This window comes from Micromonospora sp. CPCC 206061 (genome assembly GCF_036906915.1).
Classification (GTDB): domain Bacteria; phylum Actinomycetota; class Actinomycetes; order Mycobacteriales; family Micromonosporaceae; genus Phytohabitans.
Genome location: NZ_JBAKHX010000001.1, coordinates 14,603 through 40,217, shown reverse-complemented (window position 1 = coordinate 40,217; position 25,615 = coordinate 14,603). Strand labels below are relative to the sequence as shown.

Sequence of the window (25,615 nt, the reverse complement as noted above, 5' to 3'; positions counted from 1 at the left end):
ATGGCTCTGCACACGTCCGTGCGCTCGACCGCGCTGGAGCCGCGCAAGGGCGGGTCCGCGTCGCGGCGGCTGCTCACCGTCTACGGCATGGTGCTGCTGACGGTGGCGCTTTTCGGGCTGTTCGCGGCGCTGAAGCCGGACACGTTCCCGACGCTGCTGAACTTCAAGCTGCTCACCGCCGGCAACGCGGTGCCGCTGATCCTCGCGCTCGCGGTGACGGTGCCGATGGTCGCCGGAAAGATCGACCTGTCGGTCGGGTACGCGCTCGGGCTGTGGCAGGTGCTCGCGCTCTCCTGGCAGCTGGGCGGCCTCGACTACCGGCTGGTCATCCTGCTGGTACTGGTCGGCGGCGCGGTCGTCGGCCTGGTCAACGCGGCACTCGTCGAGCTGGCCCAGGTGGACGCGTTCATCGCCACGCTCGCCACCGGCCAGGTCATCTTCGCGATCACGTACTGGCACACCGGCGGCCGGCAGGTCGTCGACACCGACGGCCGGCGCGCGGCCAATTTCGACTCCCTCGCCACCTGGTCGCTCGGCCCGGTGCCCGGCCCGTTCGTCATCGCCGTCGTGCTCGCCGTGGCGCTGTGGGCGGTACTGGAGTTCCTGCCCGTGGGCCGCTACCTGTACGCGGTCGGAGCAAACCCTCGCGCGGCGGAGTTGACCGGCATCCGGCGCCGCCGGTACGTGGTCGGCTCGATGGTCACCTCCGGCGTGCTGTGCGCGATCGGTGGCATCCTGCTCTCGGCCCGCCAGGGCGGCGTCGCCCAGGCCAACATCGGGCCCGACTTCCTGCTGCCGGCTCTCGCCGCGGCATTCCTCGGCTCGACGACGATCCGGCCGGGACGGGTGAACGCCTGGGGCACCGTGCTCGGCGTCGTCATCACCACCATCGGCATCTCCGGCCTGCAACAGCTGCTGCCCGGCCGGTTCTACCTAGACCCGCTCTTCAACGGGCTCACCCTGGTCGCCGCCATCACCATCGCCAGCCTCGCCAGCCGCAAGCGGCTCGCCAGCGCCGAACGACACCAGGTGGCCGCACCGTCCACAACCGACACTTCCCCCTCGACACCTATTGGGAGCTCCGTATGAGAACCTTCCGGGCGGCAGCGACCGCCGCCGCCATACTGCTGGCCTTCGCCGGCTGCGCCAGCGAGACCGCCGCCCAGCAGTCCGGCAGCACCACAACCAGTTCGTCCCCGTCGGCCGCCGCGCAGGCGCTCGTGCCGGAGGGCATCACGGACGTCCTCGCCGACGCCAAGAAGCGGGTCGCCGACAGCCTCTCCGGCTCGGCCGGCTTCACCCCGCCCAGCACCGGCCCGGCGGCGCAGAAGAAGGGCAGCACGATCGCGTACGTGGCGGCCGACCTGACCAACGGCGGCGTCAACACGGTCGCCAAGGCGGTCACCGAGGCCGGCGCCGCGATCGGCTGGAAGGTCAACGTCATCGACGGCAAGGGCAGCGCCCAGGGCCGCACCAACGCGCTCAACCAGGCGATCGCGCTCAAGCCGGTCGGCATCATCCTCGGCGGGTTCGACGCCACCGAGCAGGCCGCCACCATCAAGCAGGCCGCCGACCTGTCGATCCCGGTCGTCGGCTGGCACGCCGGCGCCGAGTCCGGCCCGATCGCCTCGGCCGGGCTGTTCACCAACGTGACCACCGACCCGTTGCAGGTCTCGTGGCTGGCCGCCGCGTACGCCGTCGCCAACTCCGAGGGCACCGCGGGCGTTGCCATCTTCACCGACTCCCAGTACCAGATCGCGGTGCGCAAGGCCGACGCGATGCGCGACTACGTCAAGCTGTGCTCGGGCTGCTCGGTGCTGTCCTATGAGGACGCGCCGATCGCCGAGGCCGACTCCCGCATGCCGGCCCTCATCTCGTCTCTGCTCCAGCAGAACGGCGACAAACTCACGTTCCTGCTCGGTATCAATGGCAACTACTTCGGCGGCGCCAAGGGCGCGCTGCGTGACGCCGGCAAGGGCGGCGCGGGTCCACCGTGGGCGGTCGCGGCCGGTGACGGCGACGCGGCCGAGTTCCAGCGCATCCGCAGCGTCGACTACCAGGCGGCCACCGTCGCCGAGCCGATGCCGTTGCAGGGCTGGCAGCTGGTCGACGAGCTCAACCGGGCCATCGCCGGGCAGCAGCCCTCCGGATTCGTGCCGATGCCAGCGCTGATCACCAAGCAGAACGTGCCCTCCGGCGACGTCTTCGACCCGCCGTCCGGGTACCGCGACGTCTACAAGAAGATCTGGTCCGGCCAGTGACCGAGGTCGGAGTCATCGGGCTCGGCGTGATGGGCTCGGCCATCGCCCGGCGGCTGCTGGCCGCCGGGCACCGGCCCCGCGTGTACGACGTTCGCCCCGAGGCCGTCGACGAGCTCGAAGCCGAGGGCGCGGTGGCCGCCACCCGCCCGGCCGACCTGGCCCGCCACGTGCCGGTGGTGCTGTCGCTCAACAGCGCCACCATCGTGGAGCGAGCGGTGTTCGGGCGCGATGGCGTGCTCTCCAACGGCGGTCGCGGCACCCTGTTCGTCGACATGTCCAGCATCGACCCGGCCAGCACACGGGATCTCGCCGAGCGCGCGGAGCGCCACGGTGCCGCGTGGGTGGACGCCCCGCTGTCCGGCGGTGCGCCCGCCGCCCTGCGCGGCGAGCTGACCCTCATGCTGGGCGGCCGGGACGAGGATGTGGCCCGCGCGTTGCCAGCGCTGCGGCTGCTCGCCTCCCGCACCACACACCTCGGGCCGGTCGGCTCCGGACAGCTTGGCAAGCTCGTCAACCAGGTGCTCGTCGGGTGCGGGTTCGCGGCGCTGGCCGAGGCGGCCGCGCTGGTGCGCGCGGCCGGCCTGCCCGCCGAGCAGATCCTGGCCGCGCTGACCGGCGGGCGCGCGGATTCGGCGCTGCTGCAGGAGTTCTTCACCAAGTTCGCCACCGTCGACCTGTCGCCGACCGGCCGGGTGGCCAACATGGTCAAGGACCTGGAGATCGCCCGGGACTTCGCCCGCACCCGCAACGTGCCGCTGCCGATGACCACCGCGGTGTCCGAGCTGCACCGCTGGCTGGTGGCGCGGGACCACGGCGCCTCGGACAACGCGGCGCTGATGCTGTACTACACGGGCGGTGCGGAGGCGTGACGCTGCGCGGACCTGTCGGACTCGTCGGCCTCGGCGTCATGGGCCGGGCGATCGCCGCGCGCCTGGTCGCGGCCGGCTTTCCGCTGGTCGCCACCTCCCGCACGCCAGCGACGCGCGAGGCCACGGCGGCCGCGGTGCCGGGGCTCGTCGTCCTGTGTACGCCGGCAGACGTCGCGGCGGCGGATCCGGTACTGGTGTTGACGAGCCTGCCCAGCGGTGCCGAGGTGACATCCGTTGCCGCCGACCTGATCGGCGGCCTGCCACCGGGGCGGTCGCTGCTGCTGGTCGACCTGAGCACCACCGCGCCCGCCGAGGCGGCCGACCTGCACGAGCGCCTCCGCGCCGCCGGGCACCGCGCGGTCGACGCGCCCGTCTCCGGCGGTCCCACGGGCGCCAGCACCGGCACACTGTCCATCATGGCCGGTGCGGTACCGGGTGACCTGGAAGACGCCGAGCTGGTCCTCGCCCACCTCGGCATGGTCGTCCACTGTGGTCCGCCAGGAGCGGGACAGGTGGCCAAGGCGTGCAACCAGCTCGTCGTCGCCGGTACCCTCGTGGCGGTCGCCGAGGCTCTCGCCCTCGCCCGGCGCAGCGGCATCGACCCGGCCGTGGTCCGCACCGCGCTGCTGGGCGGGTACGCCGCTTCCCGGGTACTGGAGCTGCAGGGGGAGCGGATGCTGAGTCGCGACTTCGAAGGGCGAGGCAAGGCCGGCCTGCTGGCCAAGGACGTGGGCATCATCCGCCAGCTGGCCGGCGACGCGGCGCTCGGTACGCCGGTGCTCGAAGCGGCCGGCGAGGTCGTCGACCGGCTCGCCGCGCGCGACCCGGACCTGGACCACTGCGCCGTCATCACCGTCATCGAGGAGGGGACCTCTTGAAGCTGTTCGACCTCACGGGCCGCACGGCGCTGGTCACCGGGTCCAGCCGGGGGATCGGTGCCGCTCTGGCCACCGGTCTCGCGCAGGCCGGCGCTGAGGTGGTGCTCAACGGGCGCGACGAGGCGGCGCTGGAGCGGGCCCAGCACGACCTGGCCGAGCGCACCGGCGCCCCCGTGCGGGCGTCGGCCTTCGACGTCACCGACGCCGCCGCCGTCCAGGAGGGCATCGCGCGGCTCGGCCCGATCGACATCCTCGTGAACAACACCGGCGTGCAGCACCGCGAGCCCATGCTCGACGTCGGCGTCGACACCTTCCGCCGGGTGCTGGACACCAACGTCACCAGCGCGTTCCTCGTCGGCCGCGCGGTCGCCGCCGGCATGATCGAGCGCGGCCACGGCAAGATCGTTAACGTGTGCTCGGTGCAGACCTGGCTGGCCCGTCCGGGCATCGCCGCGTACACCGCGTCCAAGGGCGCGCTCGCCATGCTGACCCGGGCGATGTGCGCCGAGTGGGCCCAGCACGGCGTGACCGCCAACGGCCTCGCCCCCGGATACGTGGTCACCGAGCTGACCCAGCCACTCGTCGACGACCCCGCGTTCGACGCGTGGATCCGCGGGCGTACCCCGGCCGGCCGCTGGGCCACGCCCGAAGATCTGGTCGGCACCCTGATCTGGCTGGCCGCGCCGGCCTCCGACTTCGTCAACGGCCAGGTCGTCGCCGTCGACGGCGGCATCACGGCGGTGATCTGAGATGGCGGTGCTTGACAGGGGCGTGCGCGCTGTCGTCGTACACGGCGCCGGTGACCTGCGGCTGGAGCACCGGGAGATGCCCGCGCCGGGCCCGGGCGAGGTGGCGGTCGCCGTCCGCTACGGCGGCATCTGCGGCTCCGACCTGCACTACTGGCGGCACGGCGCGGTGGGGGAGTTCCGGGTGCGCGAGCCGCTCGTGCTCGGGCACGAGGTCGCCGGCACGGTCCACGCGCTCGGCGACGGCGTCGAGTCCGTCGCGGTCGGTGCGCCGGTCACAGTTCACCCCGCGACCCCGTGCGGGGCCTGCCGGCAGTGCCTCGGCGGTCGCCCCAACATCTGCCCCAACGCCCGCTACCTGGGCAGCGCGGCCCGGTTCCCGCACGTGCAGGGCGGCTTCGCCGACGTGCTGGTGGTGCGCGCCGACCAGGTGATCGCGCTGCCGCCCGGGCTCGACCTGCGCCGGGCCGCGGTGGTCGAGCCGGCGTCCGTCGCATGGCACGCCGTCCGGCAGCTCGGCGACGCGCGAGGTTTACGCGTACTGGTCACCGGCGCCGGGCCTATCGGCTGCCTCGTGGTGTCGGCGCTGCACGCGGCGGGTGCCGCCGAGATCGTGGTGACCGACGTCCACCCGCGGCCGCTGGCGGTCGCCGCCTCGCTCGGCGCGACCCGCACCGTGCTGGTCGGCACGGGTGAGGACGCCCTGGCCGCCGATGCCGCCATCGAGTCGTCGGGCAGCCCGGCGGGGTTCAACACCTGCCTGCGCGCGGTCGACCGCGGCGGCCTGGTCGTCGGCCTCGGCCTGCTGCCGCCCGGCGACAGTCCGATCGCCGCGAACCTGATCGTCACCCGCGAACTGCGGGTCGTCGGGTCCTTCCGGTTCGACCGGGAGCCCACCGACGTGCTGGACGCCCTTTCGGATGGCCGGCTCGCCGTTGACCCCGTCATCACCCAGGTCGTACCGCTGGACGCGGTGGCCGACGCGTTCCCGTTGGCCGGCGATCCGGCCCGGTCGTGCAAGGTGCTGCTCGACTTCGCGGCGGGTACGCCGTGACTGCGAAGATGGCGGGCAGTGCGCATGAGTGAAGGAGTCCCCGTGACCCAGATCAGGCAGTCGGCACCGCGCTCGCTTCGCGACGTCGACAGCCGGGCCCCCGCGGTGACCCGGGCCGTGGCTTTGCTGGAGGAGCTGGCCCGGCGCGGCCCGCTGTCGCTGACCGAGCTGGCCCGATCGCTCGACCTGGCGAAGTCCACAGTCGCCAACCTCTGTGCCGCGCTCGAAGACAGCCACCTCATCCGGCGGATGGACCAGCGGTGGGCGCTGGGATACAAGGTGGTCGAGCTGGGCCAGGGCTTCCTCGCCGGCACGGACCTGGTCGCGGAGTTTCGCCGTGCGGCGACCGTGCTGCCGGTGGCGGCGCAGGAGACCCTGCTGCTGGCCGTCCTCGACGATCTCGACGTCGTCTACCTGGCGCGCCACGACGGCAACCAGCCCGTGCGGCTGGCCAGCGACATCGGCCGCCGGCTGCCGGCAGTGGTGACCGCGCTGGGTAAGGCGATGCTCGCCAGCCTGCCGCCCGCCGAGCTCGACCGCCGGCTCGCCGCCGTCGACGACCTGCCGGTGTACACGGCGCGGTCGCACCGCACGATGGCTGAGCTGCGCGCCGATCTCGACGAGATCCGCCAGCGCGGCTACTCCCTCGACGACGAGCAGAACACCGAGGGCATCACCTGTGTCGGCGTCGCCCTGCCCGGCACGCCTGACACCCCGACCGCGGTCAGTGCCACCATGCTCACCGCCCGGGTGACACCGGAGCTGCGGGACTCGCTCGCCAAAGACCTGACCACGCTCGCCAAGGACCTGTCCAGGCTGGCCGGTTCGTAACCCCTTGCGGTCGCTTTCGTGGCCAACTCATGCACTGCTTTTGGAACACTGTTCCACATACTGAACGGAGTTGACCATGTCGCCTCGTGTCGCCGTCTCCCGGCGCGACCTGCCCGGGCCGGGCCTGCGCCTGCTGGCCGACCGGTGCGACCTCGAGGTCTGGGAAGACGACGCGCCACCCGCACCCGCGCAACTAGCCGACCTGGTCAGCGACTGCGACGCCGCCCTCGTGCTCGGCACCGACAAGGTCGACGCCGCCCTGCTCGACGCCGGCTCCCGGCTCCGTGTCGTCGCGCTCGCCTCCATGGGGTACGACGCGGTCGACGTGGCCGCCGTGACCGGCCGCGGCGTACTGGTCACGCACACCCCCAACGTCCTCGCCGAGACCACCGCCGACCTCGCACTCGCGCTCATCCTCATGGCCCGCCGCCGGCTCGGCGCCGCCGTCGACAGCATGCGCGGCGGCGGGTGGAGCACGTTCCGCATGAACGGCTTCCTGGGCCTCGACGTGCACGGCGCGACCCTCGGCCTGGTCGGGTACGGCCAGATCGGGCAGGCGCTGGGCCGCCGCGCCGCCGGCCTCGGCATGCGCGTCCAGCACCACGACCCGTCCAAGCCGGACGACCACGGCGGTTCCCGCGCGGTCGACTTCGACGGACTGCTGCGCACCAGCGACGTCATCTCCCTGCACGTACCGCTGACCCCGCGCACCCGCGGCCTCATCGGCCCCGCCGAACTAGCCCGGATGAAGCCGACCGCGACCCTGGTCAACACCTCTCGCGGCGGCATCGTCGACGAGGGCGCCCTGCGCGCCGCGCTGCGCACCGGCGCCCTGCACTCCGCCGGCCTCGACGTCGTGGTCGACGAGCCGCGCGCCGACCCGGCCGACCCGCTCTTCCACGAGCCGCACCTGGTCGTACTGCCGCACGTCGGCTCCGCCACCGAGGCCACCCGCGCCGCCATGGTCGACCTGGCCGCCCGCAACATCCTCGCCGTACTGGACGGGCAGGCCGCCCTCACGCCGCTGCCCGGCACCCCGGCCCGCCGTGGCTGATCACCGTGCCGTGGTGCTCGGCGTCGACCTGGGCACCAGCGCCACCAACGTCGAAGGCGTCGCCCAGCAGTTGGCCCTCGTACGCGACTCGACGCGCGCGGCCGGCGCCACCATCGAGGCCATCCGCGCGACCGGCGGCGCACTGCGCGCTCCTGTGTGGACGGACGTGCTCGCCGCCGCGCTGGAGACCCCGATCCAGGTCGTCGACGACAACGCGGGCTCCGGTCTCGGCGCCGCCGCCCTCGGGTGGCGGGCGCTCGGCGCCGGCTCACTGGCAGAACTGGCACCGTCCCGACCCGCCCGCACCGTCGTACCCGATCCAGACGCCGCCCAGCGCATGGCCTCAGCGCGCTGGCGGCTAGCGGCTACCGTCGATCGCATGGCAAAGCAGGTGGTCCACGACCGGCGCGAACAGCTTCGACAGATCCAGAGCGGCCTGCTGGACGGTGAGGACATCATCGCCGTCTACGACGCGGTCGGGGCCGGGACGGGCTTCATCGGCCTGACGACTCGGCGCGTGATCATCCAGGACAAGTCGTTTCTGGGCAAGAAGGTCGCCATCACGAGCATCCCGTATTCGAAGATCACGAGCGTGAGCGTGGTGAGCAACAAGTCGTGGGGCGGCGAGTTCTTCTCCACCGGCACCATCGCCATCAACGTGGGCACGCACACCTACGAGGTGGAGTTCCGAGGCGCGCAGAAGACCCACCACGCGCACAACGTGATCCTGCACTACATCTCGTGAGCCCTTCCGCGTCAGCCTCGTAGGTGGTCTCGCTGGATCTGGTAGGCGAGGGCGCGACGCGCGGAGGCCGATGCGGTGGTGGTGGTCTTCGCGGGGACGTCGAGACCGCGACTGATCTGGTCGTACGCGCGCCGGTAGCCGCCAGGCATCTCCGCCTCGCGCAGTCTCAGGTCCTCTTCGACGAGGCGCCGCAGCTCGTCGACGTTCTGGGGCGTGAAGCGCTTCTTTCCCCTGGCGAGGGAGTCGACGTAGCGGGTGCAGCGTGCCGTGCCGTCGAGGGTCTCGGAGATTTCCTCGGCGAGACCCCAGAGGCGCCCTTCGAGCCAGGGGATGTCGCCCTGATCGAGGGAGAGCTCCATCGGGGGCGGCGCGTCGCTCGTCCTGTACTTCGCCACCTGCTTGGACACGGCGGGCTGACTCATGTCGGTCAGCCGGGCGATCCTGTCCTGGGTCCAGCCGAGGCCGACGAAGATCTGGATCATCTCGGCGCGCAGCTTGCGCATCTCCTCGCCGGCACGGATGACCTCATTCATGCCGGCGAGCATCCGCGCCGCCTGTTTCTCCGTCAGCTCCTCGCTTGCCACATGCTGGTTATACACCAGCGGCTATAACCGAGTTGTATAACTGGGTTATAAGTGACAGGATCCCTGTCATGCCCACCTTCTCCGCGCCCGACGGCACCCGGCTCGCCTACCGCGTACACGGAGACGGCGACCCCGTCATCTGCGTCCCGGGAGGCTCCGCCGACTCCACCTACCTCGGTGACCTCGGCGGCCTGGCCGCACACCGCCAGCTCACCGTCCTGGACTTTCGCGGCACCGGTCGGTCCGCGATTCCCGACGATCCCTCCACGTACCGCTGCGACCGCCTGGTCGACGACGTCGAGGCGCTGCGCGAACACCTCCGACTCGCCAGCATCGACCTGCTCGCTCACTCGGGGAGCGTGAACGTCGCGACACAGTACGCGGCCCGGCACCCCCAGCGCGTCCGCAAGCTCGCCCTGATCGGCCCCAGTACCAGGGCGGTCGGCATCGAGATCACCGGGGAAACACGGCGCGAGGTCGCTCGGCTTCGCAAGGACGAACCATGGTTCCCGGAAGCGTTCGCTGCCTTGGAGGCGCTGACCGATGGCAGGGGCGGCAGCCCGGAGGCCATAGCTCCGTTCTTCTGGGGCCGGTGGGACGCCGCGGCACAGAGGCACCACGCGGCCAGCCGGCCCAGCAACATGGAGGCCGTCGCGCTCTTCGGCGCCGAGGGCGCCTTCGACCCCCCGGCCACGCGCGCGGCGCTCGCAGGCTTCCAGGCACCCGTACTGCTGCTCACCGGCGAGTACGACGTGAACAGCCCTCCTGAGACGACGGCCGAGTTCGCGCGCCTCTTCGCGAACGCCACGTTCATCGTGCAATCCGGAGCCGGCCACTACCCCTGGCTAGACGACCCCGCCCACTTCGTAGCCACCACCACGACGTTCCTCGCCTAGCGGACGCGGATGCCGTTGCCGAGGAGTTGGCCGCCGCGCTTGCACGGCGGCAGCCACGCGGCGGCGTCCAGGTCCTCCACGGCGAACCACGCGGTGCCGGGACACCGGGCCGCCCGGAAGGCGGCCAGGACGTCCGCGACCGATGGGAGCTCCCGCGAGGCTGGCGCCTGGTCGGGCACCACGTAGGCGAAACTCACCGTGGCGGCCCACTCCAGCCCGCCGTCGGCCGCGACGCGGTGCAGCGGCGAGACGAGTACAGACCATCTCACGCCCGTCATGCTCTCAGAGGGGATCGTGGGGCCGAGAGCGGGAAAGCCATCCGCGCTTCGGGTCGGGCTTCGAGGAGGTCGCGTAGCCCGGCCGCCGATCAAGGGACATCGCATCGATCAAGGGCAAATGCACGCGGAAATGAGATCACACCACGTGCGGTTGCCCTTGATCGGCGCAGAGAGGGGTGCCGGTGATGGGGGAGGGGTCAGTCGAGCTGGGCGGCGATGATCTGCGCGCAGGCCAGCGCCTCGGTGTGCGTGGTATCCACCTCCAGGTCGTAGGCCACGAGCTGGTGGACCAGGTCCGCCTGTGACACCGCCATTCCCCGCACCCGGTCTCCGCGGGCGACCTCGCGGCCCTCGGCGACCTTGGCGTCGCACCGGACACCGACCCACAGCACGTCCAGTCCGGCGAGCGCCCTCTGCCAATCCCGCTGGGAGCCCGCGCCGCCGAGGAAGACGTCGTCGATGATGACCCGGGCGCCCGCGCGGACCATCGCGGCGACTCCCGCCTGCCACGCCACTTGCAGCGAGCGGAACCGGGGCCCGACGTTCACGCCGCCGTCGGCGGCGAACTCGATGCCCGCATCCGAGGTTCGCATGGACGCGGGCATCGCCTCGACGAGCGTGTCGACCCCGAGGGCGAGCCACGGATCCGGCAGGACGGCCTGCAGGCACCGGACGATCCCCGACTTGCCCGAGCTGGATCCTCCATTGAGCATGATCACCTGAGTCGTCACGACGCCACTTTAGAGGGCGCGCGCGGCCGTCGAGCCGGAGCACCCCGTGAGTACGGCGAGGGACGCGCAGCGTCTGGCCCGCCTCCGTCGACCGCACCGATCAGGGAAGGTCTCGACGGGAAGAACGCGAAGAGCGCGGGCGTCGAACATCCGACCTATCGGCGCTATGGCGGTATGGTCGGGATTCTCCCTAGTTGATGTACAGCGCGAAGAGCTGCCATATCGGTGCCGGGTTAACGGGAGACATCCGACCCCTCGTTCGTCAACCCAGTTCAACAGCCGCGTAACAACTTTGGTTCGGTATCTTGACATGACAGACATCCGATGTCTAGCGTCCCGCAACATCACCGCGTTCTCGCGGGAGGAGCCGCCTGGTGAGCCACATCATCGCCCTGGAGACCGACGACGTTCGGTTTCCCACGTCCCAGTCATTGGATGGCTCGGACGCGATGAACCCTGATCCGGACTATTCGGCCGCCTACGTGCGGCTGCGGACCGACGCCGACGACGGGCTGGCCGGCCACGGCTTCGTCTTCACCATCGGTCGCGGCAACGACGTGCAGGTCGCCGCCATCCGCAGCCTCGCCCCCTACCTCGTCGGCCGCGACGTCGAGGCCGTCCTCGACGACCTCGGCGGGTTCTGGCGCGAGCTGGTGCACGACTCCCAGTTGCGCTGGCTCGGACCGGAGAAGGGGGTGATGCACATGGCCGTCGGCGCCGTCGTCAACGCGCTGTGGGACCTGAGAGCCAAGCGGGCCGGCCTGCCGTTGTGGCAGCTCCTGGCTAGGATGGCGCCGGCCGAGATCGTCGCGCTGGTCGACTTCCGGTACCTCAGCGACGCCCTCACCCCGGACGAGGCGCTGAAGATCCTCGAAGACGCCCGGGAGGGCCGGGAGGCGCGCGAGGCTGAGCTGCTGCGCGCCGGGTATCCGGCCTACACCACCACGCCGGGCTGGCTCGGGTACGACGACGACAAGCTCGCGCGGCTGTGCCGGGAGGCGGTCGAGAGCGGGTTCGGCCAGATCAAGCTCAAGGTGGGCGGCGACCGCGACGACGACATCCGCCGGCTGCGGATCGCCCGCGAGGTCGTCGGGCCGGACGTGCGGATCGCGGTGGACGCCAACCAGCGCTGGGACGTGGCCGAGGCGATCGACTGGATCGGCGCGCTCGCGCCGTACGACCTGGCCTGGGTCGAGGAGCCCACCAGCCCCGACGACGTGCTGGCGCACGCGGCGATCGCGCGGGCGATCGCGCCGGTGCCGGTGGCGACCGGCGAGCACATGGCCAATCGGGTACTGGCCAAGCAGTTCCTGCAGGCGCGGGCGCTCGGCGTGCTACAGATCGACGCCACGCGGGTGTCCGGGGTGAACGAGAACATCGCGATGCTCCTGCTGGCCGCGAAGTTCGGGGTGCGGGTGTGCCCGCACGCCGGCGGCGTCGGCCTGTGTGAGCTGGTCCAGCACCTGTCGATGTTCGACTATGTGGCCGTCTCCGGCACCCTCCACGACCGCATGATCGAGTATGTGGACCACCTGCACGAGCACTTCGTCGACCCGGTGGTGATCCGGGACGGCAACTACGTGACGCCGGTTTCACCGGGCGCGGGGGCGGAGATGCTGCCGGAGTCGATCGAACGCTACCGGTACGCCGAGGGGAGGGCGGCGGGGTGAACGAAGCGAACGGCTACCTGCTCGAGGTCGAGGGCGTACGGAAGGCGTTTCCGGGCGTGCAGGCGCTCGACGACATGCACATCAACCTGCGGTTCGGCGAGGTGCTGGCCCTGGTCGGTGAGAACGGCGCCGGCAAGTCGACGCTGATGAAGCTGCTGTCGGGTATCTACGTGCCGGACGCGGGCTCGTTTCGGCTGCGGGGCCAGCCGTTCAAGCCGGAGAGCCCCAAGCACGCCCTGGAGTCCGGCATCAGCATCATCCATCAGGAGTTCAACCTGATGCCGCACCTGACGGTCGCGCAGAACATCTTCATCGGCCGCGAGCCTCGGCGCGGCCTGATGCTGTCCGACCGGGCACTCAACCGCCGCGCGGCTGAGCTGGTCGACCGGCTGGGGCTGCCGCTCGACATCCGGGCCACGGTCAGCGACCTGACGGTCGCCAACCAGCAGATGGTCGAGATCGCCAAGGCGCTGTCCTACGACGCCCGGGTACTGATCATGGATGAGCCCACCGCGGCGCTGAACGACGCCGAGGTGCGCACCCTGCACGGGCTGATCCGCCGTTTCATCCGCGAAGACACGGGCGTCATCTACATCTCGCATCGGATGGACGAGTTGAAGGCGATCGCCGACCGCATCACCGTCATCCGGGACGGCCGGTACGTCGGCACGCTGGACACCGCGAAGACTGGCATGCGGGAGGTCATCACCCTGATGGTCGGGCGCACGCTCACCAGCGACGCGCGCCCGGTGGACGTACGAGACGGGCGCGAGACCGTGCTCGACGTCCAGGGTCTGTCCACAAAGGAGCTGTTGCGGGACGTCAGCTTCACGCTCGGCAAGGGAGAGATCCTCGGCTTCGCCGGGCTCATGGGCGCCGGGCGCACCGAGGTCGCCCGCGCGCTGGTCGGTGCCGACAAGGCGAGCGGTGGCACGATCCGCGTACACGGGCAGCAGGTGAGGATCCACACGCCGGCCGAGGCCGCCGAGCTGCGCATCGGGTACCTGTCGGAGGACCGCAAGCAGCTCGGCCTGCTGCTCGAACACGACGTGAGCGACAACATCACGCTGCCGTCGCTGCGTGAGCGGTTCAGCCGGTGGGGCCTGGTCGACAAGCTTGTCGCGCGGCGCGCCGCCAAGGAGGTGGCCGGCCGGCTGAGCATCAAGACGCCGTCGGTGCGGCAGACCACGAAGTTCCTCTCCGGGGGCAACCAGCAGAAGGTCGTCATCGCGAAGTGGCTGGTCAAGGACTGCGACATCCTCATCTTCGACGAGCCGACGCGCGGGATCGACGTCGGCGCCAAGGAAGAGATCTATGCCCTGCTGGGCAGCCTGGCCCAGCAGGGCAAGGCGATCATCATGATCAGCTCCGAGCTGCCCGAGGTGCTCCGGATGTCCCATCGGATCGTGGTGATGACCGAGGGACGGGTCAGCGGCATCCTCTCCGCGGACGAGGCCACCCAGGAGAGCGTCATGCACCTGGCCACCCTGCGCCCCAACGAAAACCCCGAGGACGCCGCCGAGCTTGGCCTGCTCGACCTGGACTCGACCGAACCGAAGGCGGTATGAGATGACGTCCCTGCTCTCCCGCGCGGAAGGCGCCACCGACCGGGCCACCTGGATCGCCGCCGCCAAGAACCGCCTCCAGCAGCTGCTGGCGTTCGCGAGCCTCATCGTGATCTTCACGTTCTTCTCGATCGCGAACTCCGCCTTCCCGACGTACTCCAACGTCATCAACATCCTGTTCAGCACCGTCGTGATCGGCACGCTCGCGCTGGGTACGACGTTCGTCATCATCACCGGCGGCATCGACCTGTCGATCGGCACCGGCATGGCGCTGTGCGCGGTCATGTCCGGTGTGTTCATCGTCGAGGCGGGCCTGCCCGTCATCCTCGGCATGCCGCTCGCCATCATGTTCGGCGGCCTGATCGGCCTGGTCAACGGCGTCAACGTCGCGGTGTTCAAGCTGCCGCCGTTCATCGCCACCCTGGCCATGATGCTGGTGGCGCAGGGCCTCGCCCTGGTGATCTCCAACAGCACGCCGATCTACTTCACCGACAATCCCGGCTACATCAAGATCTCGACCGGTGAGCTGATCCCCGCGCTGAACATCCCCAACGCCGTCCTGGTGCTGGTCGTGGCCGCGGTGATCGCCGGCTTCCTGCTGAGCAAGACCCTGCTCGGCCGGTACACGTACTCCATCGGCAGCAACGAGGCCGCGACCGCGCTTTCCGGCATCGACGTGCGGCGCTGGAAGATCGTCATCTACACGCTGGCCGGCCTGTTCACCGGCCTCGCCGGCGTGATGATCTCTGCGCGTCTCGGCTCGGCCCAGCCGGCCACCGGCATGGGCTACGAACTCCAGGCCATCGCGGCCGTCGTCATCGGCGGCACCTCGCTGGCTGGCGGCAAGGGCTCGATCATCGGCACCGTGATCGGCGCCCTCATCATCTCGGTCCTCAACAACGGCCTCCAGATCATGTCCATCCCCCAGGAGTGGCAGAACGTCATCCTCGGCCTGGTCATCCTCGTGGCGGTCTATGCCGACATGGTGCGCAAGAAGGAAGCCTGACGTGACGACCCACGGATACAAGGGAGCACCCACCATGAAAAGAAATCGAATTCTCGCAACCATTGCCGTCGCCGCTCTCGCGCTCGTCGCCTCCGGATGTGGAGACGACGGTGACGGTGGCACCGGCAGCGGCGGCGACCAGAAGTACATCGCCATCGTCTCCAAGGGCTTCCAGCACCAGTTCTGGCAGGCGGTGAAGAAGGGCGCGGAGGACGAGGCGGCCAAGCAGGGCGTACGCATCACGTTCGAGGGCCCCGCCACCGAGGCCGACATCGAGGCGCAGACGACGATGCTCACCAACGCGCTGGCCAAGAAGCCGGACGCCATCGGCTTCGCCGCGCTCGACAGCAAGGCCGCCGCGCCGCTGATGGAGCAGGCGAAGTCGGCCAACATCCCGGTGATCGCCTTCGACTCCGGTGTGGACAGTGACGTACCGCTGACCACCGCCGCGACCGACAACAAGGCGGCCGCCGGCGAGGCGGCCAAGCACCTGTCCGAGCTGATCGGCGGCTCAGGCAAGGTGGCCCTCGTCGTGCACGACCAGACCAGCGTCACCGGCCGGGACCGGCGCGACGGCTTCCTGGACTGGATGAAGACCAACGCGCCGGGCATCCAGGTGCTGCCGGCCCAGTACGGCGGCGGTGACCAGGCCAAGTCGGCCGACATCACCAAGTCGATCCTGCGCGCCAACCCCGACATCAAGGGGATCTACGGTGCCAACGAGGGTTCGGCCATCGGCGTGATCAAGGGCATCGAGGAGGCCGGCAAGTCGGGCGTCGTGGTCGTCGGCTTCGACTCCGGTCAGGCCCAGATCGACGCCATCAAGAACGGCACCGAGGCGGGCGCCATCACGCAGAACCCGGTCGGCATGGGCGCCGCTGTGGTGAAGGCGGCGGTCGAGGCCATCAATGGCCAGACCCTGCCGAAGACCATCGACACCGGCTTCTACTGGTACGACAAGACGAACATCGACTCGCCGGAGATCCAGGCGGTCCTCTACAAGTAACCCATCACCCGGAACCGCTGGACGGGCGGGCCCTCGACACGGTCGAGGACCCGCACCGGACAGCTGGACCCCTTGGTGCGCCTTCCAGCGGCGTCGGCGGGCGCAGATGGCGTACACGCGGGCCCGCGCCACCGCACATCGCCGGTCAGCGCGGGCGCATCCGGCGGATGCCGAGCACGGCCATGCCCAGCAGTATCACGCCGACGCCGGCCCAGACCCCGAACGCGAACGCCCGTCCCTGCGCCGGACCGGTGGTGACCTTCACCTGTACGAGGATGCGGCCGAGGGGCTCGCTGGCGGCGCCGACGAACTCCGCGGGCCAGGCCAGCACCCTCGCCCGCGTGCCCTGGGGCGCCAGCAGCACCGGCGCGCCGTCGCGGTCGCGCAGCTCGACCAGCCCGCTCTGCACGCCCGGGGTCAGCGTGAAACACCGCGACGCTGGCGCCGGAAGCCACCTGGCTCTCGGCGAGCGCCCACGACGTGTAGCTGACCTCGGGGGCGTACCCCGCCCGCCGCAGCAACTCGGTGACGAGCGTCGTGACCGGCCCGCCGCCGGGCAGGTCGGGGCCGACGTACGGCGCCCACGAGCCGCTCGAGACCAGTACCGGTCGGGCGGGCGAGCTCGGCGACGCCCGCAGCCCGGCAGCGATGACCACGGCCGCCACGATCACCACCACGGAGAGGACCAGGACCGGTCCCCAGGCCCGCAGCGGCCTCAGTCATGGCGCGGGGTGGGTGAGGGGCACGGCGAAGATCGTGCCATGCCCCGCCAAGGACCGGGAACCCCCGGCCACCCTGCCGGCGGGCGGGCCGGTGCCGATGTCCCGGCTGTGGCGCGGCTGCGGTCTAATGTTTGCGAGCCTGACAAGGTTAGGGAGTGCAGCGTGGCGCGCGTGCAGCAGGGACTACGGAGAGTCGCCCAGGCCGTGGCCGAGGGGGCCGATCCGCAGGCGATGGTCAGGGAGGGGATGCGGAGGCGAGCGGGGCTTACGGGCGACAGGCCGTCCGGCGAGGGCTCCGCGCCGCAGGACGGCGGGATGGACCCGGTCGACTTTCCGGCGGCCCGGGACCTCGGTGGCAGCGTCGACACGGTCATGGAGCAGCGCGCCGTACCGCTCGACGACGCCGGCGAGGCGCTGGGCACCAGCGAACAGCGACGCGTGGACGGCGAGCAGGTGCACGTCATCTGTCCGATGGTCATCCCGCGCGGCCGATCCCTCGTGAGCATGCTTCCGGTGTCGCTGCTGCTCGTGGTCGGCGCCCTGGGCACCGTCGTGGTCGCGGCCGCCAGCGATGGCAGCGTGTTGACCAACCCGTTCTTCGGTGTCCATTACTGGGTGCTGGCGCTGCTCGCGGTCGGCTTCGTGTGGTGGCGGCAGGGGATGGTGATGGTTCCCGACGGCTGCCAGGCTCTGATCACCCGTTTCGGGAAACTGGAGCAGGTGGTCGGGTCGGGCCGGGTGATCCTGCTCAACCCGTGGAAGCGGGTGTCGTACATCCTCAACACCACGCGCGAGTACCCGTTCAACGCGCCGGTGCGTGAAGCGCCGACCAAGAGCGGCGTCAAGGCGTCGATCGATCTGTTCATCCAGTTCCGGATCAGCGACCCGGTGGAGTTCGTGTACACGCTGGGCGCAGTGCGCGGCTTCGAGGAGAAGTTGAGCAACGCGGTCAGTGAGACGATCCGGAGCCTCATCTATGAGCAGGAGGCCGCCGAGATCTACAACATGGTGGGCGAGGACACCGGCCGGCTGCTCGATCAGCTCAACCAGCAGTTCCAGCCGGCGGTGGAGCTGACCAACGCGAACATCACGCACGCCGAGCCCTCCGACCGGCGGTACCGGATGGACCTGGCCGCACCGGAGATGGTGCGGGTGGCCAAGGAGGCGTACACCCACGAGTACGCGCTGCAGCTGCGCAAGGAGCAGGACGAGGGCGACCTGACCAAGGAGCTGGCGACGCTGCACGAGGCGCTCACCGCGATCCAGGCCGAGATCGCCCAGTACCAGGCTCAGATGGACACGGCTGTGGAGCGCGAGACCAACCGGGCCAAGGCGCTGGCGGCTGAGCGGTACGTGATGGCGGAGTCGGAGGCCCGCGCCAACGCGGCGCTGCTGGAGGCGCAGGCTCTGGACATTCGCGCGGTGAGCGCCGCGGAAGCGCCGGAGATCCTGGAGTTCCGCTACCAGCGGGCGGTGCTGGACACGCTGGAGGAGGTGGCCGACCACCTACCGCGGCTGATCCGGATCGGCGGCTCGGACGACGGCGCCGTAGGGGTTGACCTGCTCCGGCTCGCTCAGGAGCTGGTGGGGGAGCGGGGCGTCGACCTGTTCACCGAGGCCGACATGGCCGCCGTGCGTACCCGGCTCGCGGAGCTCTCCCAGCGCATCGCCGAACGAGAGGCGGACATCAGGAATCTGTTGGCGGCCGAGAGACCGACCGTCTCGGCCGCTTCGGACGGCGCGGCCGGCGAGTCGAAGGAGGCCGCACGGTGAGCAACCCACGCATGGGATACAGGTCCGTCATCTCGGAGTCGGTGGCGCCGTGGAGTGACATCGCTCGCCTCCTGCGGGGCGGCGACGCGGGCACCCTGATACCGGTCATCATTCCCCGTCACCGGCGCAGGGTGTGGTGGATGCTGCCGCTGTGGCTCGGCCTGCTCGCCGTGCTGACCGGCGTGATGTTCAGCGTGCGGGATTCGGACGGCGCGCTCGGCGCCGCCGCCACCGCGATGGCCGCGCTCAGCTACACCTTCGGCGGCTTCCTGCTGCTGATCGGGGCGCTGTGGTGGTGGCGTTCCTCGATCGTGGAGATCGAACAGGGTACGCACGGCGTCCTGACCCGCTATGGAGCGGTCACCCGCACGCTTGATCCCGGCCGTCACTATCTGTGGCATCCGTGGTCCCGGGTGGCCTTCGTGGTGGACGTGGCGACCGAGATCCCGTACTCGGCACCGGTCATGGCGTGCCCGACCCGGGAAAATGTGCCGCTACGCTCGATCGAGTTCTTCCTGAAGCTGCGCATCACCGACGCGGTGCTGTTCGTGCGCACCATCGGCGCCGGCAACTTCGACCTGGTGCTGTCCAGCGCCGTGCAGGACGCGATCCGGCAGCGGGCCCGCCGGGTGCAGACCGAGCGGGCGTACGACCTGCGCGGCTCGGACGTCGCCGACATGCAGGAGTTGCTCAACCGCCAACTGTCCCGTTACGGGGTGCGCATCACCGGCTGCAACATTCCCGACGTGCAACTGCCCGCGCAGTACCAGCAGCACCTCGCGACGCGCGAGCGTGTCGCCAAGGAGCACGCCGCCTACGAGCAGGAGTGGGGCCTGACCCGCAAGCGCCGCATCGACAGCCTCCAGATGGACATCGAGCGGGCGAAGAAGGTGCGCGACGCGCGCTTCGTCGAGGTGAAGGCCGCGCTGAACCAGGCGCGCGAGCAGGTGGCCCAGTTGCTTGAGCAGCAGGAGACCAACGCCCAGCGGGTACGGTTCGAGATCGAGACCCGTGGACGCAGTGGCCTCATCGCGGCCGAGAACGAGGCCCGCGCCCAGCGGCATCTCGCTCAGGCGTACCGCGACAACCGCGCGGTGCTCCAGTACGAGTTGGCCCTGCGCCGCCTCGACGTCGGAGCGGCGCTGGCGGAGAAGGCCCCGCAGCCGGTCGTGGTCCGTACCGACAGCGGGAGCGGTGACACGTCAGCACTGTCCACATTGCTCGCGGCGCAACTGCTGCCACAGTTGCCCGCCGGCACCACCGGCACGACCGGCGCGCAGCAGTAAGGCGCCGTCTACATCGCGGCCGGGCCTCGATGTAGACGGCGCCTTCGTCCAGGTGTAGAAGTCGGTGCCACGCTGCCCTGCTCGCGGAACGTGTTGGTGGACGAGTCCTTCACGCGGCCGAACGGCACGTTCAGGTCCAGGCCGCTGGTAGGGCGGTTCACCTTGACGACGCCCGCCTGCACGGCGTGGCCTAAGCCGGAGCGACGCGGGCGAGCATGAAGTCGACCACGGCGGGTCCGAAGTCGCCCGTGAGCGCGGGAATGTGGCCACCGTCCTTGATGGACCACAGCTCCACACGCGTGCCGTCCCGGCACCCTGTGGCGTAGGCCGTCACCACCGTCTCGGCGCCGGGCAGGCCGGAGTCGAGGTCGACGGGTGGGTTGGACGTGTCGGCCTGGTCGGTGCAGCCGTTCAGGCGCCGCCAGAGGCCGATCGTTTCGGCCACCGAGGGGTACGACCCGGTCGTGTTCTGGCCGCCCTCGTAGCGGACGATCCGGTCGGCGGTGCCGTGGATCTGCAGGACGCTGACCGCCCGACGGGGTGTGCACCGCGACGGGTCGTTGGTCGCGGCTCCGGCCAGCGAGACGATCGCGGCGATCTTGGTCGAATGCTCGCAGGCCATCCGGTGCGCCATGTACCCGCCGTTGGAGAACCCGATGATGTAGACCCGCCGGTCGTCGATCGCGTATGCCCGCTCGACCGCGTCGATCACCTTGCGAAGGTATCCCGAGTCGTCGACCCCGCTGCGGTCGAAGTCGCAGCACGCGTCGGCCGCGTTCCAGAACCGGTCGCCGGCCCGGTTCTTGGTGCCTTCCGGCATCGCGTACAGGAATCCCCAGCGTTCGGACTCGGCGGTGAGCTTGAAGTAGTTCTCCTGCATCGCGGCGTCGGTCTCGAAGCCGTGCAGCACCACGACGAGGGGTGCCTCACGCGCGGAGTCGTACCCGCCGGGCACGTACAACCGGAACGGTCGGTCGTCGACGGTCAGCGTGACGGTGGTGGCGGGCTCGGGCTCGTCTCGCGTGTCGCCGCACGCCGCGAGCAGGCACAGGACCAGCGCCGCGAGGAGCCCTCGTCGAGCCGTCATACCAGCGACGCTACATGCTTCGATTGATCGCTTCCGCTGCCGTCCATGCGGACATGGACAGCCAGGCCGCCCGAGCGTAGCGTCGATTTTGGTACTTTGTCACCTTTAGTCGGGAGGTGTTCTCTATGCCATCGGCGCAGGGAATCGGGCACATCATGCTGACGGTCACCGACGTCGGGCGCAGCGCCGACTTCTACAACCGCTTGCTGGACGGGCAGACGCTCGTGTCCGCCAGCGACGAGACCGGGCCGCTCGCGGTGTGCGCGGGGCCGGTGCTCATGGTCGGGTTCCGCACCCATCAGGCGACCGACGATAAGGACGAGTTCGACCCCGCGCGCGTCGGGCTCGACCACATCGGCATCCACGTCGAGTCACGCGCGGAGTTGGAGGACTGGCGGCGGCGCCTGGACGAGCAGGGCGTGCTGCACTCGGCGATCGTCGAGGACCAGCTCGGCGCGCACCTCAACGCCAAGGACCCCGACAACATCGCCATCGAGTTCTTCGCAACGTCGGAATCCTAGAAGCGATCCGGAACGCGGCGCCGATACGGCACAATCGGGCAGAGACCGCCGATAGGAGGGAAATTGCCTAACATGATTTTGAAACGGCTGGCTGTGCCGCTGCTCGCGCTGGGAATGCTCGGCGTTGGCGCGGCACCGGCCACCGCGGAGCCCAGAGCAGACAAGGTCATCGTGCTGCCGGGCGCCACCTCTGCCGAGGGCATCGCCGCGGGCGCCGGATCGACGTTCTACGCCGGTGACCTGTTCGCCGGTGACATCTTCCGCGGCGATGTCCGGCGCGGCACCGCGGAGCTCTTCATCGACGCGCCGGCGGGCCGGAACGCGGTCGGCCTGAGAGCCGACCTCCGCCACAACCTGCTCTTCGTCGCGGGCGGGGCCACCGGCCAGGCGTACGTGTACCACCTGCGGACCGGCGCGACCGTGGCCACGTACCAGATCCCGAACGGCACCCTCATCAACGACGTGGCGGTCACCCGCCGCGGCGCGTGGTTCACGGACTCCGCGCAGGGGAAGCTGTTCTTCGTGCCGGTCGACGGATACGGCAAGCCGGGTCCGCTGCGCACGCTTACCCTCACCGGCCCGGCCGCCGACACCAGCGGCGAGTTCAACCTGAACGGCATCGCGGCCACGGCGGACGGCCGTACCCTGCTCGTCGCGCACTCGGCCGCGGCGCGGATCTTCACGGTCGACCCGGTGACCGGCGCCAGCGCGGTGATCGAGGGCGTCGAGGTGCCCAATGTGGACGGCATCGTGCTCGATGGCCGTCGACTGTGGGCGGTGCAGAACTTCAACAACCAGATCTCACGGTTCCAGCTCAGCGGCGACCTGAGCGAGGGCACGCTCAAGAAGGTCATCACCAGCCCGCACTTCGCCATCCCGACGACGGCGGCGCTCTTCGGCCACCGGCTCGCGGCGGTCAACGCGCACTTCGACACCGGCTTCCCGCCGACCTCGCCCACGTACGAGGTGGTCGTCGTCGACGCGTAGCCAGGCTGCGCCCCGCGCTCAGCGCGCGGGGCGCAGCACACCGGCCAGCTCGCCGCGCGAGGCGATGCCGAGTTTCGGGTACGCCTTGTAAAGGTGGTACGCGACCGTCCGCGGGCTCAGGTAGAGCTGGGCGGCGATATCGCGATTGGACAGTCCCTGTGCGGCCAGCCGGCTGATCTGAAGTTCCTGCGGCGTGAGCGCGGCAGCAAGCTCCACATCGGAGCGGGCACTCGCGCTCGCGCCGGTCGCGCCCAGCTCCGCGCCGGCCCGGTCGGCCCACGGCGTACACCCTATGGCCCGAAAGGCCCGCTGGGCCGCTTCGAGGTGGCCGCGCGCGTCGATTCGCCGCCGGACCCGCCGCAGCCACTCGCCGTAGAGCAACTCCGTGCGGGCCCGCTCGAACGGGCGCGCGAGCTCGTCGTGCCGCGCCAGCGCGTCCTTGTAGTGCTGCTCGGCCTGCTCGTCGGGTGCGATCAGGGCCTGGCAGCGGGCCAGCAGCGCGTCGATCCACGGCTGGCGCAGGGTGCGACCCCAGACCGTGTACGCGGCGAGCGGCTCCGCGACCTCGCCGGCCCGGCCCAGGCGCACGGCCGCCTCGACGAGGTCCGGTACACATCGGACAACCGCGCTCTGGTGGCCGGTGGGGCCGCGGGCGACGCCCAGCAGGCGGTCGAACGCCGCCTGGACGCGGCCGTGCCCGAGGTCCAGCAAGGCCAGCGCGGTCTGCGCGGTCGTCGCACCGGCCAGCGACGCGGCCGGCGCATCGGCGTCGCCCTCCAGCAGGGCATCGGCGACGCGGGCACGGCACTCCCGCTCGTCTCCCTCGGCTGCGGCCACGTACGCCAGGGCGCCGGCGGCGTAACTGACCCACAGCGGCTGGCCGGTGTCGCGGGCGATCCGCGCCGCCTCGGCCCCGCTGACGCGGGCGTCGCGGTGCCGGCCGAGCAGCGCCTGCGCCATGGTCAGGAACCCGAGCCCTGCGGGCAGCGCGCCCACGGTGCCCTCCTCGCGGGCCCGTGCGACAAGCTCGGCGGCCACCTCCGCGGTGACGCTCTCGCGGCCGAGTACCAGCGCCCGGCTGGCCACCTCGACCAGCGCCTGCGGGCCGAGCTCGCGCCCGGCGGCGACCGCGCGCGGCAGGACCTCGTCGACCGGCGGCAGCCCCGCCACGGAGAGGCCGAGGCCGGTCGCGGCGCACCAGCGCACGAGCGTGCGCAGCGCCGCCAGGGCGCCGCCGGGGTCGAGGTCGAGGGCGTCGAACCGGTTGACGGCGTCGAGCATCAGCGGCCGGTCGGTCGGCGCGGCCCACACCGCGTGAAAGGCCCGCATGAGCATCCAGAACCCGCGCTCGGGCGCCGTCCGGGACACCAGCGTCGCGTCGCCCGTCAGCAGCGTGTACGCGTCGCGCAGTTCCCCCCTGGGCGAAGCCGGCCGCTGCCCGCACCTCGGTCAGCCGCGCCCGCAGCCGGGGGTCGGTCACGTCGGCGGCCACCCGGCGTGCCCGCGCGGCGGCCCAGGGCAGCTGGCCGCCCGCGACCGCCGCCTCGCACGCCAGCACCTGCCGGCGTACGGCGTCAGCGGGGTCCTCGCTGAGCTGGGCGGCCCGTTCGTAGGCCGCGGTCGCGGCCGCGTGACCGGCCCGCCCCGTCGCCCGTGCGGCCGCCTGCTCCAACTCACGGGCGACCGCCTCGTCGGGGCCGAGCGCGGCGGCGGCCAGGTGCCAAGCGCGCCGGTCGGCGTCGCCGCGCTCTCCGTGCGCGGCCGCCCAGGCCGCGTGCGCGGCGATCCGGTCGGTCAGCGGCGCGCCCTGGTAGGCGGCGGCCCGCACCAGCGGGTGCCGGAAGGCGAGGCTGTGACCGCGCGCCGCCACGAGCCCGGCCACCTCCGCCGGTCGCACGTCGTCGAGGCCGGCGCCGACCCGCGCGCCCGCCCGAACCAGCAAGGCCAGGTCCGCCGCGTCGTCGGCGCCCGCCAGGAGCAGCGGGGTCTGCGTCCGGGCGGGCAGCGCCCGGACCTGGCCGTGGTACGCGTCGAGTACACGGCTGGTCAACGGCAGCGGGTCGAGCTGCGAGCGGCGGTTCGCGGCCAGGGATGGCAGCTCCCGCAGCGCCAGCGGGTTGCCGCCCGTCTCGGCGATCAGCCGGTCGCGCTCGGCGGGGCTCAGCGCGGCGCCGCCGTCGTCGAGGAGCGCGGCGGCGCTGGCGGCGTCGAGCCCGGCCAGCCGCAGCTCGGGCAGCTCCGCCTGCCCGAACGGCACGGGGTGGTCGCGGGCGGCGAACAGCATGACGACGCCCTCCCGGGCCAGCCGGCGCGCGGCGAACAGCAGCGCCTCGGCCGACTCGCGATCCAGCCAGTGCGCGTCGTCGACCAGGCACAGCAGGGGCGCCGCCTCGGCCAGCAGGGACAGCACCGCGGCACCCACGACGAACCGGTCGCGGGCCCGCTCGGCCTCCGCCAGCCCGAGCGCCGCCGACAGGGCGTGCCGCTGCGGCCGGGGCAGCGCCGGCAGGCCGTCAAGGGCCGGGCCGAGCACCAGGTGCAGGCCCGCGAACGGCAGCCGCGCCTCCGACTCGACCCCGGCGGCGCGCAGCACCCGCAAGCCGCCCATGGCCGCGGCGCGGGCCGCCGCGTCGTCGAGCAGGGCGGTCTTGCCGATGCCCGGCTCACCGCGTACGACCAGGGCGGCGCTGGCGCCACCGGCCGCCCCGGCCAGCAGCGCCTCGACGGTCGCCTGCTCCGCGGCGCGCCCCCGCGGCACGCGCGACGACCTGGGAGAACTCCCGGATCGCCGAGCGGGAGCCGGCGGACGAGGTACGCGCGCTCAAGGCCGCCGGCGGCGGTCACATCATCGTCCTGGCCAGCATCAGCGTCATCCAGGCACTGCTGCGCGCCGAGCTGGTCGACGAGCTGCGGCTGACCATCGTGCCGGCCGTCATCGGCGGTGACGAGCTGCGGCTGTTCTCCGACGACCTGCCGGCGTCGAAGTGGCAGACCGGCTCGCTGACCACGTTTCCCGGCGGCGCGATCGCGCTGCGCTACGACCGCCGCTGACCGATGCGGCACAC

The 25,615-nt window shown here is 71.3% G+C and carries 25 protein-coding genes and 2 pseudogenes; 20 read left to right on the top strand and 7 right to left on the bottom strand.

Annotated features, from left to right (window positions below; all coding sequences use genetic code 11):
- The 10 genes and pseudogenes from V6V89_RS00195 (at nt 1) to V6V89_RS00150 (ending at nt 8,438) form a co-directional block, all read left to right on the top strand.
- Nucleotides 1-1,089 (top strand): ABC transporter permease, encoded by a 1,089-nt coding sequence (locus tag V6V89_RS00195; RefSeq protein WP_334616764.1) that lies wholly within the window; start codon nt 1-3, stop codon nt 1,087-1,089.
- Nucleotides 1,086-2,261 carry a substrate-binding domain-containing protein gene (locus V6V89_RS00190; RefSeq protein ID WP_334616763.1) on the top strand — a complete coding sequence of 392 codons (1,176 nt, stop codon included), beginning with the start codon at nt 1,086-1,088 and terminating at the stop codon, nt 2,259-2,261. Before V6V89_RS00195 ends, V6V89_RS00190 begins: the two co-directional genes overlap by 4 nt.
- Complete coding sequence (locus V6V89_RS00185; protein WP_334616762.1) at nt 2,258-3,130, top strand: NAD(P)-dependent oxidoreductase; 873 nt, start codon at nt 2,258-2,260, stop codon at nt 3,128-3,130. Before V6V89_RS00190 ends, V6V89_RS00185 begins: the two co-directional genes overlap by 4 nt.
- On the top strand, nt 3,127-4,008 hold the full coding sequence (locus tag V6V89_RS00180; protein ID WP_334616761.1) for an NAD(P)-dependent oxidoreductase: 882 nt from the start codon (nt 3,127-3,129) through the stop codon (nt 4,006-4,008). Before V6V89_RS00185 ends, V6V89_RS00180 begins: the two co-directional genes overlap by 4 nt.
- Entirely contained in the window at nt 4,005-4,757 is a 753-nt protein-coding gene (locus V6V89_RS00175) for an SDR family oxidoreductase (RefSeq protein WP_334616760.1), read from the top strand. Before V6V89_RS00180 ends, V6V89_RS00175 begins: the two co-directional genes overlap by 4 nt.
- Before the next feature lies 1 nt (nt 4,758).
- Nucleotides 4,759-5,808, top strand: coding sequence for an L-idonate 5-dehydrogenase (locus tag V6V89_RS00170; RefSeq protein WP_334616759.1), 1,050 nt, complete (start codon nt 4,759-4,761; stop codon nt 5,806-5,808).
- A 42-nt stretch (nt 5,809-5,850) separates the two neighbouring features.
- A complete protein-coding gene (locus tag V6V89_RS00165; protein ID WP_334616758.1) occupies nt 5,851-6,639 on the top strand; it encodes an IclR family transcriptional regulator in 789 nt (262 codons plus the stop codon).
- Nucleotides 6,640-6,715: 76 nt separating this feature from the next.
- A complete protein-coding gene (locus V6V89_RS00160) occupies nt 6,716-7,693 on the top strand; it encodes a 2-hydroxyacid dehydrogenase (protein ID WP_334616757.1) in 978 nt (325 codons plus the stop codon).
- A pseudogene (locus tag V6V89_RS00155) lies at nt 7,686-7,937 on the top strand (FGGY-family carbohydrate kinase); the annotation flags it as partial. The gene V6V89_RS00160 and the pseudogene V6V89_RS00155, both read left to right, overlap by 8 nt.
- Nucleotides 7,938-8,072: 135 nt before the next feature.
- Nucleotides 8,073-8,438, top strand: a complete 366-nt coding sequence (locus V6V89_RS00150) for a PH domain-containing protein (RefSeq protein WP_334617196.1) — start codon at nt 8,073-8,075, stop codon at nt 8,436-8,438.
- An 11-nt stretch (nt 8,439-8,449) separates the two neighbouring features.
- Here V6V89_RS00150 and V6V89_RS00145 read toward each other — a convergent pair whose 3' ends face one another.
- Complete coding sequence (locus tag V6V89_RS00145; RefSeq protein WP_334616756.1) at nt 8,450-9,022, bottom strand: hypothetical protein; 573 nt, start codon at nt 9,020-9,022, stop codon at nt 8,450-8,452.
- A gap of 68 nt (nt 9,023-9,090) precedes the next feature.
- Between V6V89_RS00145 and V6V89_RS00140 the strand changes: the two genes are divergently transcribed.
- Nucleotides 9,091-9,918: an alpha/beta fold hydrolase gene (locus V6V89_RS00140; RefSeq protein ID WP_334616755.1), complete on the top strand. Its 828-nt coding sequence runs from the start codon at nt 9,091-9,093 to the stop codon at nt 9,916-9,918.
- On the opposite strand, the gene V6V89_RS00135 is transcribed toward V6V89_RS00140, so the two are convergent.
- Nucleotides 9,915-10,187, bottom strand: a complete 273-nt coding sequence (locus V6V89_RS00135) for a hypothetical protein (RefSeq protein ID WP_334616754.1) — start codon at nt 10,185-10,187, stop codon at nt 9,915-9,917. The two genes, V6V89_RS00140 and V6V89_RS00135, sit on opposite strands and share 4 nt — an antisense overlap.
- Before the next feature lie 206 nt (nt 10,188-10,393).
- Complete coding sequence (gene cpt, locus V6V89_RS00130; protein WP_334616753.1) at nt 10,394-10,927, bottom strand: chloramphenicol phosphotransferase CPT; 534 nt, start codon at nt 10,925-10,927, stop codon at nt 10,394-10,396.
- Between the two features lie 374 nt (nt 10,928-11,301).
- On the opposite strand from cpt, the gene V6V89_RS00125 reads away from it, so the two are divergent.
- From V6V89_RS00125 to V6V89_RS00110, 4 genes are read left to right on the top strand one after another with little or no spacing between them, the layout of a single operon-like run.
- Nucleotides 11,302-12,597: an enolase C-terminal domain-like protein gene (locus tag V6V89_RS00125; RefSeq protein WP_334616752.1), complete on the top strand. Its 1,296-nt coding sequence runs from the start codon at nt 11,302-11,304 to the stop codon at nt 12,595-12,597.
- Nucleotides 12,594-14,165, top strand: a complete 1,572-nt coding sequence (locus V6V89_RS00120) for a sugar ABC transporter ATP-binding protein (protein ID WP_334616751.1) — start codon at nt 12,594-12,596, stop codon at nt 14,163-14,165. Before V6V89_RS00125 ends, V6V89_RS00120 begins: the two co-directional genes overlap by 4 nt.
- Nucleotide 14,166: 1 nt before the next feature.
- Nucleotides 14,167-15,168: an ABC transporter permease gene (locus V6V89_RS00115; protein ID WP_334616750.1), complete on the top strand. Its 1,002-nt coding sequence runs from the start codon at nt 14,167-14,169 to the stop codon at nt 15,166-15,168.
- A gap of 34 nt (nt 15,169-15,202) precedes the next feature.
- The gene (locus V6V89_RS00110) at nt 15,203-16,174 is read left to right on the top strand and encodes an ABC transporter substrate-binding protein (RefSeq protein WP_334616749.1); all 972 of its coding nucleotides are present in this window, start codon (nt 15,203-15,205) and stop codon (nt 16,172-16,174) included.
- A gap of 145 nt (nt 16,175-16,319) precedes the next feature.
- Here the strand turns inward: V6V89_RS00110 and V6V89_RS00105 are convergent, their stop codons facing one another.
- Complete coding sequence (locus tag V6V89_RS00105; protein ID WP_334616748.1) at nt 16,320-16,583, bottom strand: hypothetical protein; 264 nt, start codon at nt 16,581-16,583, stop codon at nt 16,320-16,322.
- 475 nt (nt 16,584-17,058) lie between these two features.
- Between V6V89_RS00105 and V6V89_RS00100 the strand changes: the two genes are divergently transcribed.
- Both V6V89_RS00100 and V6V89_RS00095 read left to right on the top strand, forming a co-directional pair.
- Nucleotides 17,059-18,669 carry an SPFH domain-containing protein gene (locus V6V89_RS00100; protein WP_334616747.1) on the top strand — a complete coding sequence of 537 codons (1,611 nt, stop codon included), beginning with the start codon at nt 17,059-17,061 and terminating at the stop codon, nt 18,667-18,669.
- Complete coding sequence (locus V6V89_RS00095; protein WP_334616746.1) at nt 18,666-19,955, top strand: SPFH domain-containing protein; 1,290 nt, start codon at nt 18,666-18,668, stop codon at nt 19,953-19,955. Before V6V89_RS00100 ends, V6V89_RS00095 begins: the two co-directional genes overlap by 4 nt.
- 190 nt (nt 19,956-20,145) lie before the next feature.
- Here V6V89_RS00095 and V6V89_RS00090 read toward each other — a convergent pair whose 3' ends face one another.
- On the bottom strand, nt 20,146-21,042 hold the full coding sequence (locus V6V89_RS00090) for an alpha/beta hydrolase family esterase (protein ID WP_334616745.1): 897 nt from the start codon (nt 21,040-21,042) through the stop codon (nt 20,146-20,148).
- A 125-nt stretch (nt 21,043-21,167) separates the two neighbouring features.
- Between V6V89_RS00090 and V6V89_RS00085 the strand changes: the two genes are divergently transcribed.
- Nucleotides 21,168-21,563 (top strand): VOC family protein, encoded by a 396-nt coding sequence (locus tag V6V89_RS00085; protein ID WP_334616744.1) that lies wholly within the window; start codon nt 21,168-21,170, stop codon nt 21,561-21,563.
- A 72-nt stretch (nt 21,564-21,635) separates the two neighbouring features.
- The gene (locus V6V89_RS00080) at nt 21,636-22,550 is read left to right on the top strand and encodes an SMP-30/gluconolactonase/LRE family protein (RefSeq protein WP_334616743.1); all 915 of its coding nucleotides are present in this window, start codon (nt 21,636-21,638) and stop codon (nt 22,548-22,550) included.
- An 18-nt stretch (nt 22,551-22,568) separates the two neighbouring features.
- Here the strand turns inward: V6V89_RS00080 and V6V89_RS00075 are convergent, their stop codons facing one another.
- Together V6V89_RS00075 and V6V89_RS00070 are read right to left on the bottom strand one after the other, a co-directional pair.
- Nucleotides 22,569-23,879, bottom strand: coding sequence for a helix-turn-helix transcriptional regulator (locus V6V89_RS00075; RefSeq protein ID WP_334616742.1), 1,311 nt, complete (start codon nt 23,877-23,879; stop codon nt 22,569-22,571).
- 1,018 nt (nt 23,880-24,897) lie between these two features.
- A pseudogene (locus V6V89_RS00070) lies at nt 24,898-25,308 on the bottom strand (AAA family ATPase); the annotation flags it as partial.
- A 26-nt stretch (nt 25,309-25,334) separates the two neighbouring features.
- Here V6V89_RS00070 and V6V89_RS00065 point away from each other — a divergent pair.
- Nucleotides 25,335-25,601: a dihydrofolate reductase family protein gene (locus V6V89_RS00065; RefSeq protein ID WP_334617195.1), complete on the top strand. Its 267-nt coding sequence runs from the start codon at nt 25,335-25,337 to the stop codon at nt 25,599-25,601.
- Nucleotides 25,602-25,615 lie beyond the last annotated feature (14 nt).

What these genes read in the sequence shown, in the direction of transcription:
- V6V89_RS00160 (WP_334616757.1), top strand. Translation starts at nt 6,716, where the DNA reads ATGTCGCCTCGTGTCGCCGTCTCCCGGCGCGACCTGCCCGGGCCGGGC.
- V6V89_RS00140 (WP_334616755.1), top strand. Translation starts at nt 9,091, where the DNA reads ATGCCCACCTTCTCCGCGCCCGACGGCACCCGGCTCGCCTACCGCGTA.
- V6V89_RS00190 (WP_334616763.1), top strand. Translation starts at nt 1,086, where the DNA reads ATGAGAACCTTCCGGGCGGCAGCGACCGCCGCCGCCATACTGCTGGCC.
- V6V89_RS00090 (WP_334616745.1), bottom strand. Translation starts at nt 21,042, where the DNA reads ATGACGGCTCGACGAGGGCTCCTCGCGGCGCTGGTCCTGTGCCTGCTC.
- V6V89_RS00075 (WP_334616742.1), bottom strand. Translation starts at nt 23,879, where the DNA reads ATGCGGGCCTTTCACGCGGTGTGGGCCGCGCCGACCGACCGGCCGCTG.
- V6V89_RS00150 (WP_334617196.1), top strand. Translation starts at nt 8,073, where the DNA reads ATGGCAAAGCAGGTGGTCCACGACCGGCGCGAACAGCTTCGACAGATC.
- V6V89_RS00110 (WP_334616749.1), top strand. Translation starts at nt 15,203, where the DNA reads ATGAAAAGAAATCGAATTCTCGCAACCATTGCCGTCGCCGCTCTCGCG.
- V6V89_RS00115 (WP_334616750.1), top strand. Translation starts at nt 14,167, where the DNA reads ATGACGTCCCTGCTCTCCCGCGCGGAAGGCGCCACCGACCGGGCCACC.
- V6V89_RS00080 (WP_334616743.1), top strand. Translation starts at nt 21,636, where the DNA reads ATGATTTTGAAACGGCTGGCTGTGCCGCTGCTCGCGCTGGGAATGCTC.
- V6V89_RS00195 (WP_334616764.1), top strand. Translation starts at nt 1, where the DNA reads ATGGCTCTGCACACGTCCGTGCGCTCGACCGCGCTGGAGCCGCGCAAG.
- V6V89_RS00085 (WP_334616744.1), top strand. Translation starts at nt 21,168, where the DNA reads ATGCCATCGGCGCAGGGAATCGGGCACATCATGCTGACGGTCACCGAC.
- V6V89_RS00170 (WP_334616759.1), top strand. Translation starts at nt 4,759, where the DNA reads ATGGCGGTGCTTGACAGGGGCGTGCGCGCTGTCGTCGTACACGGCGCC.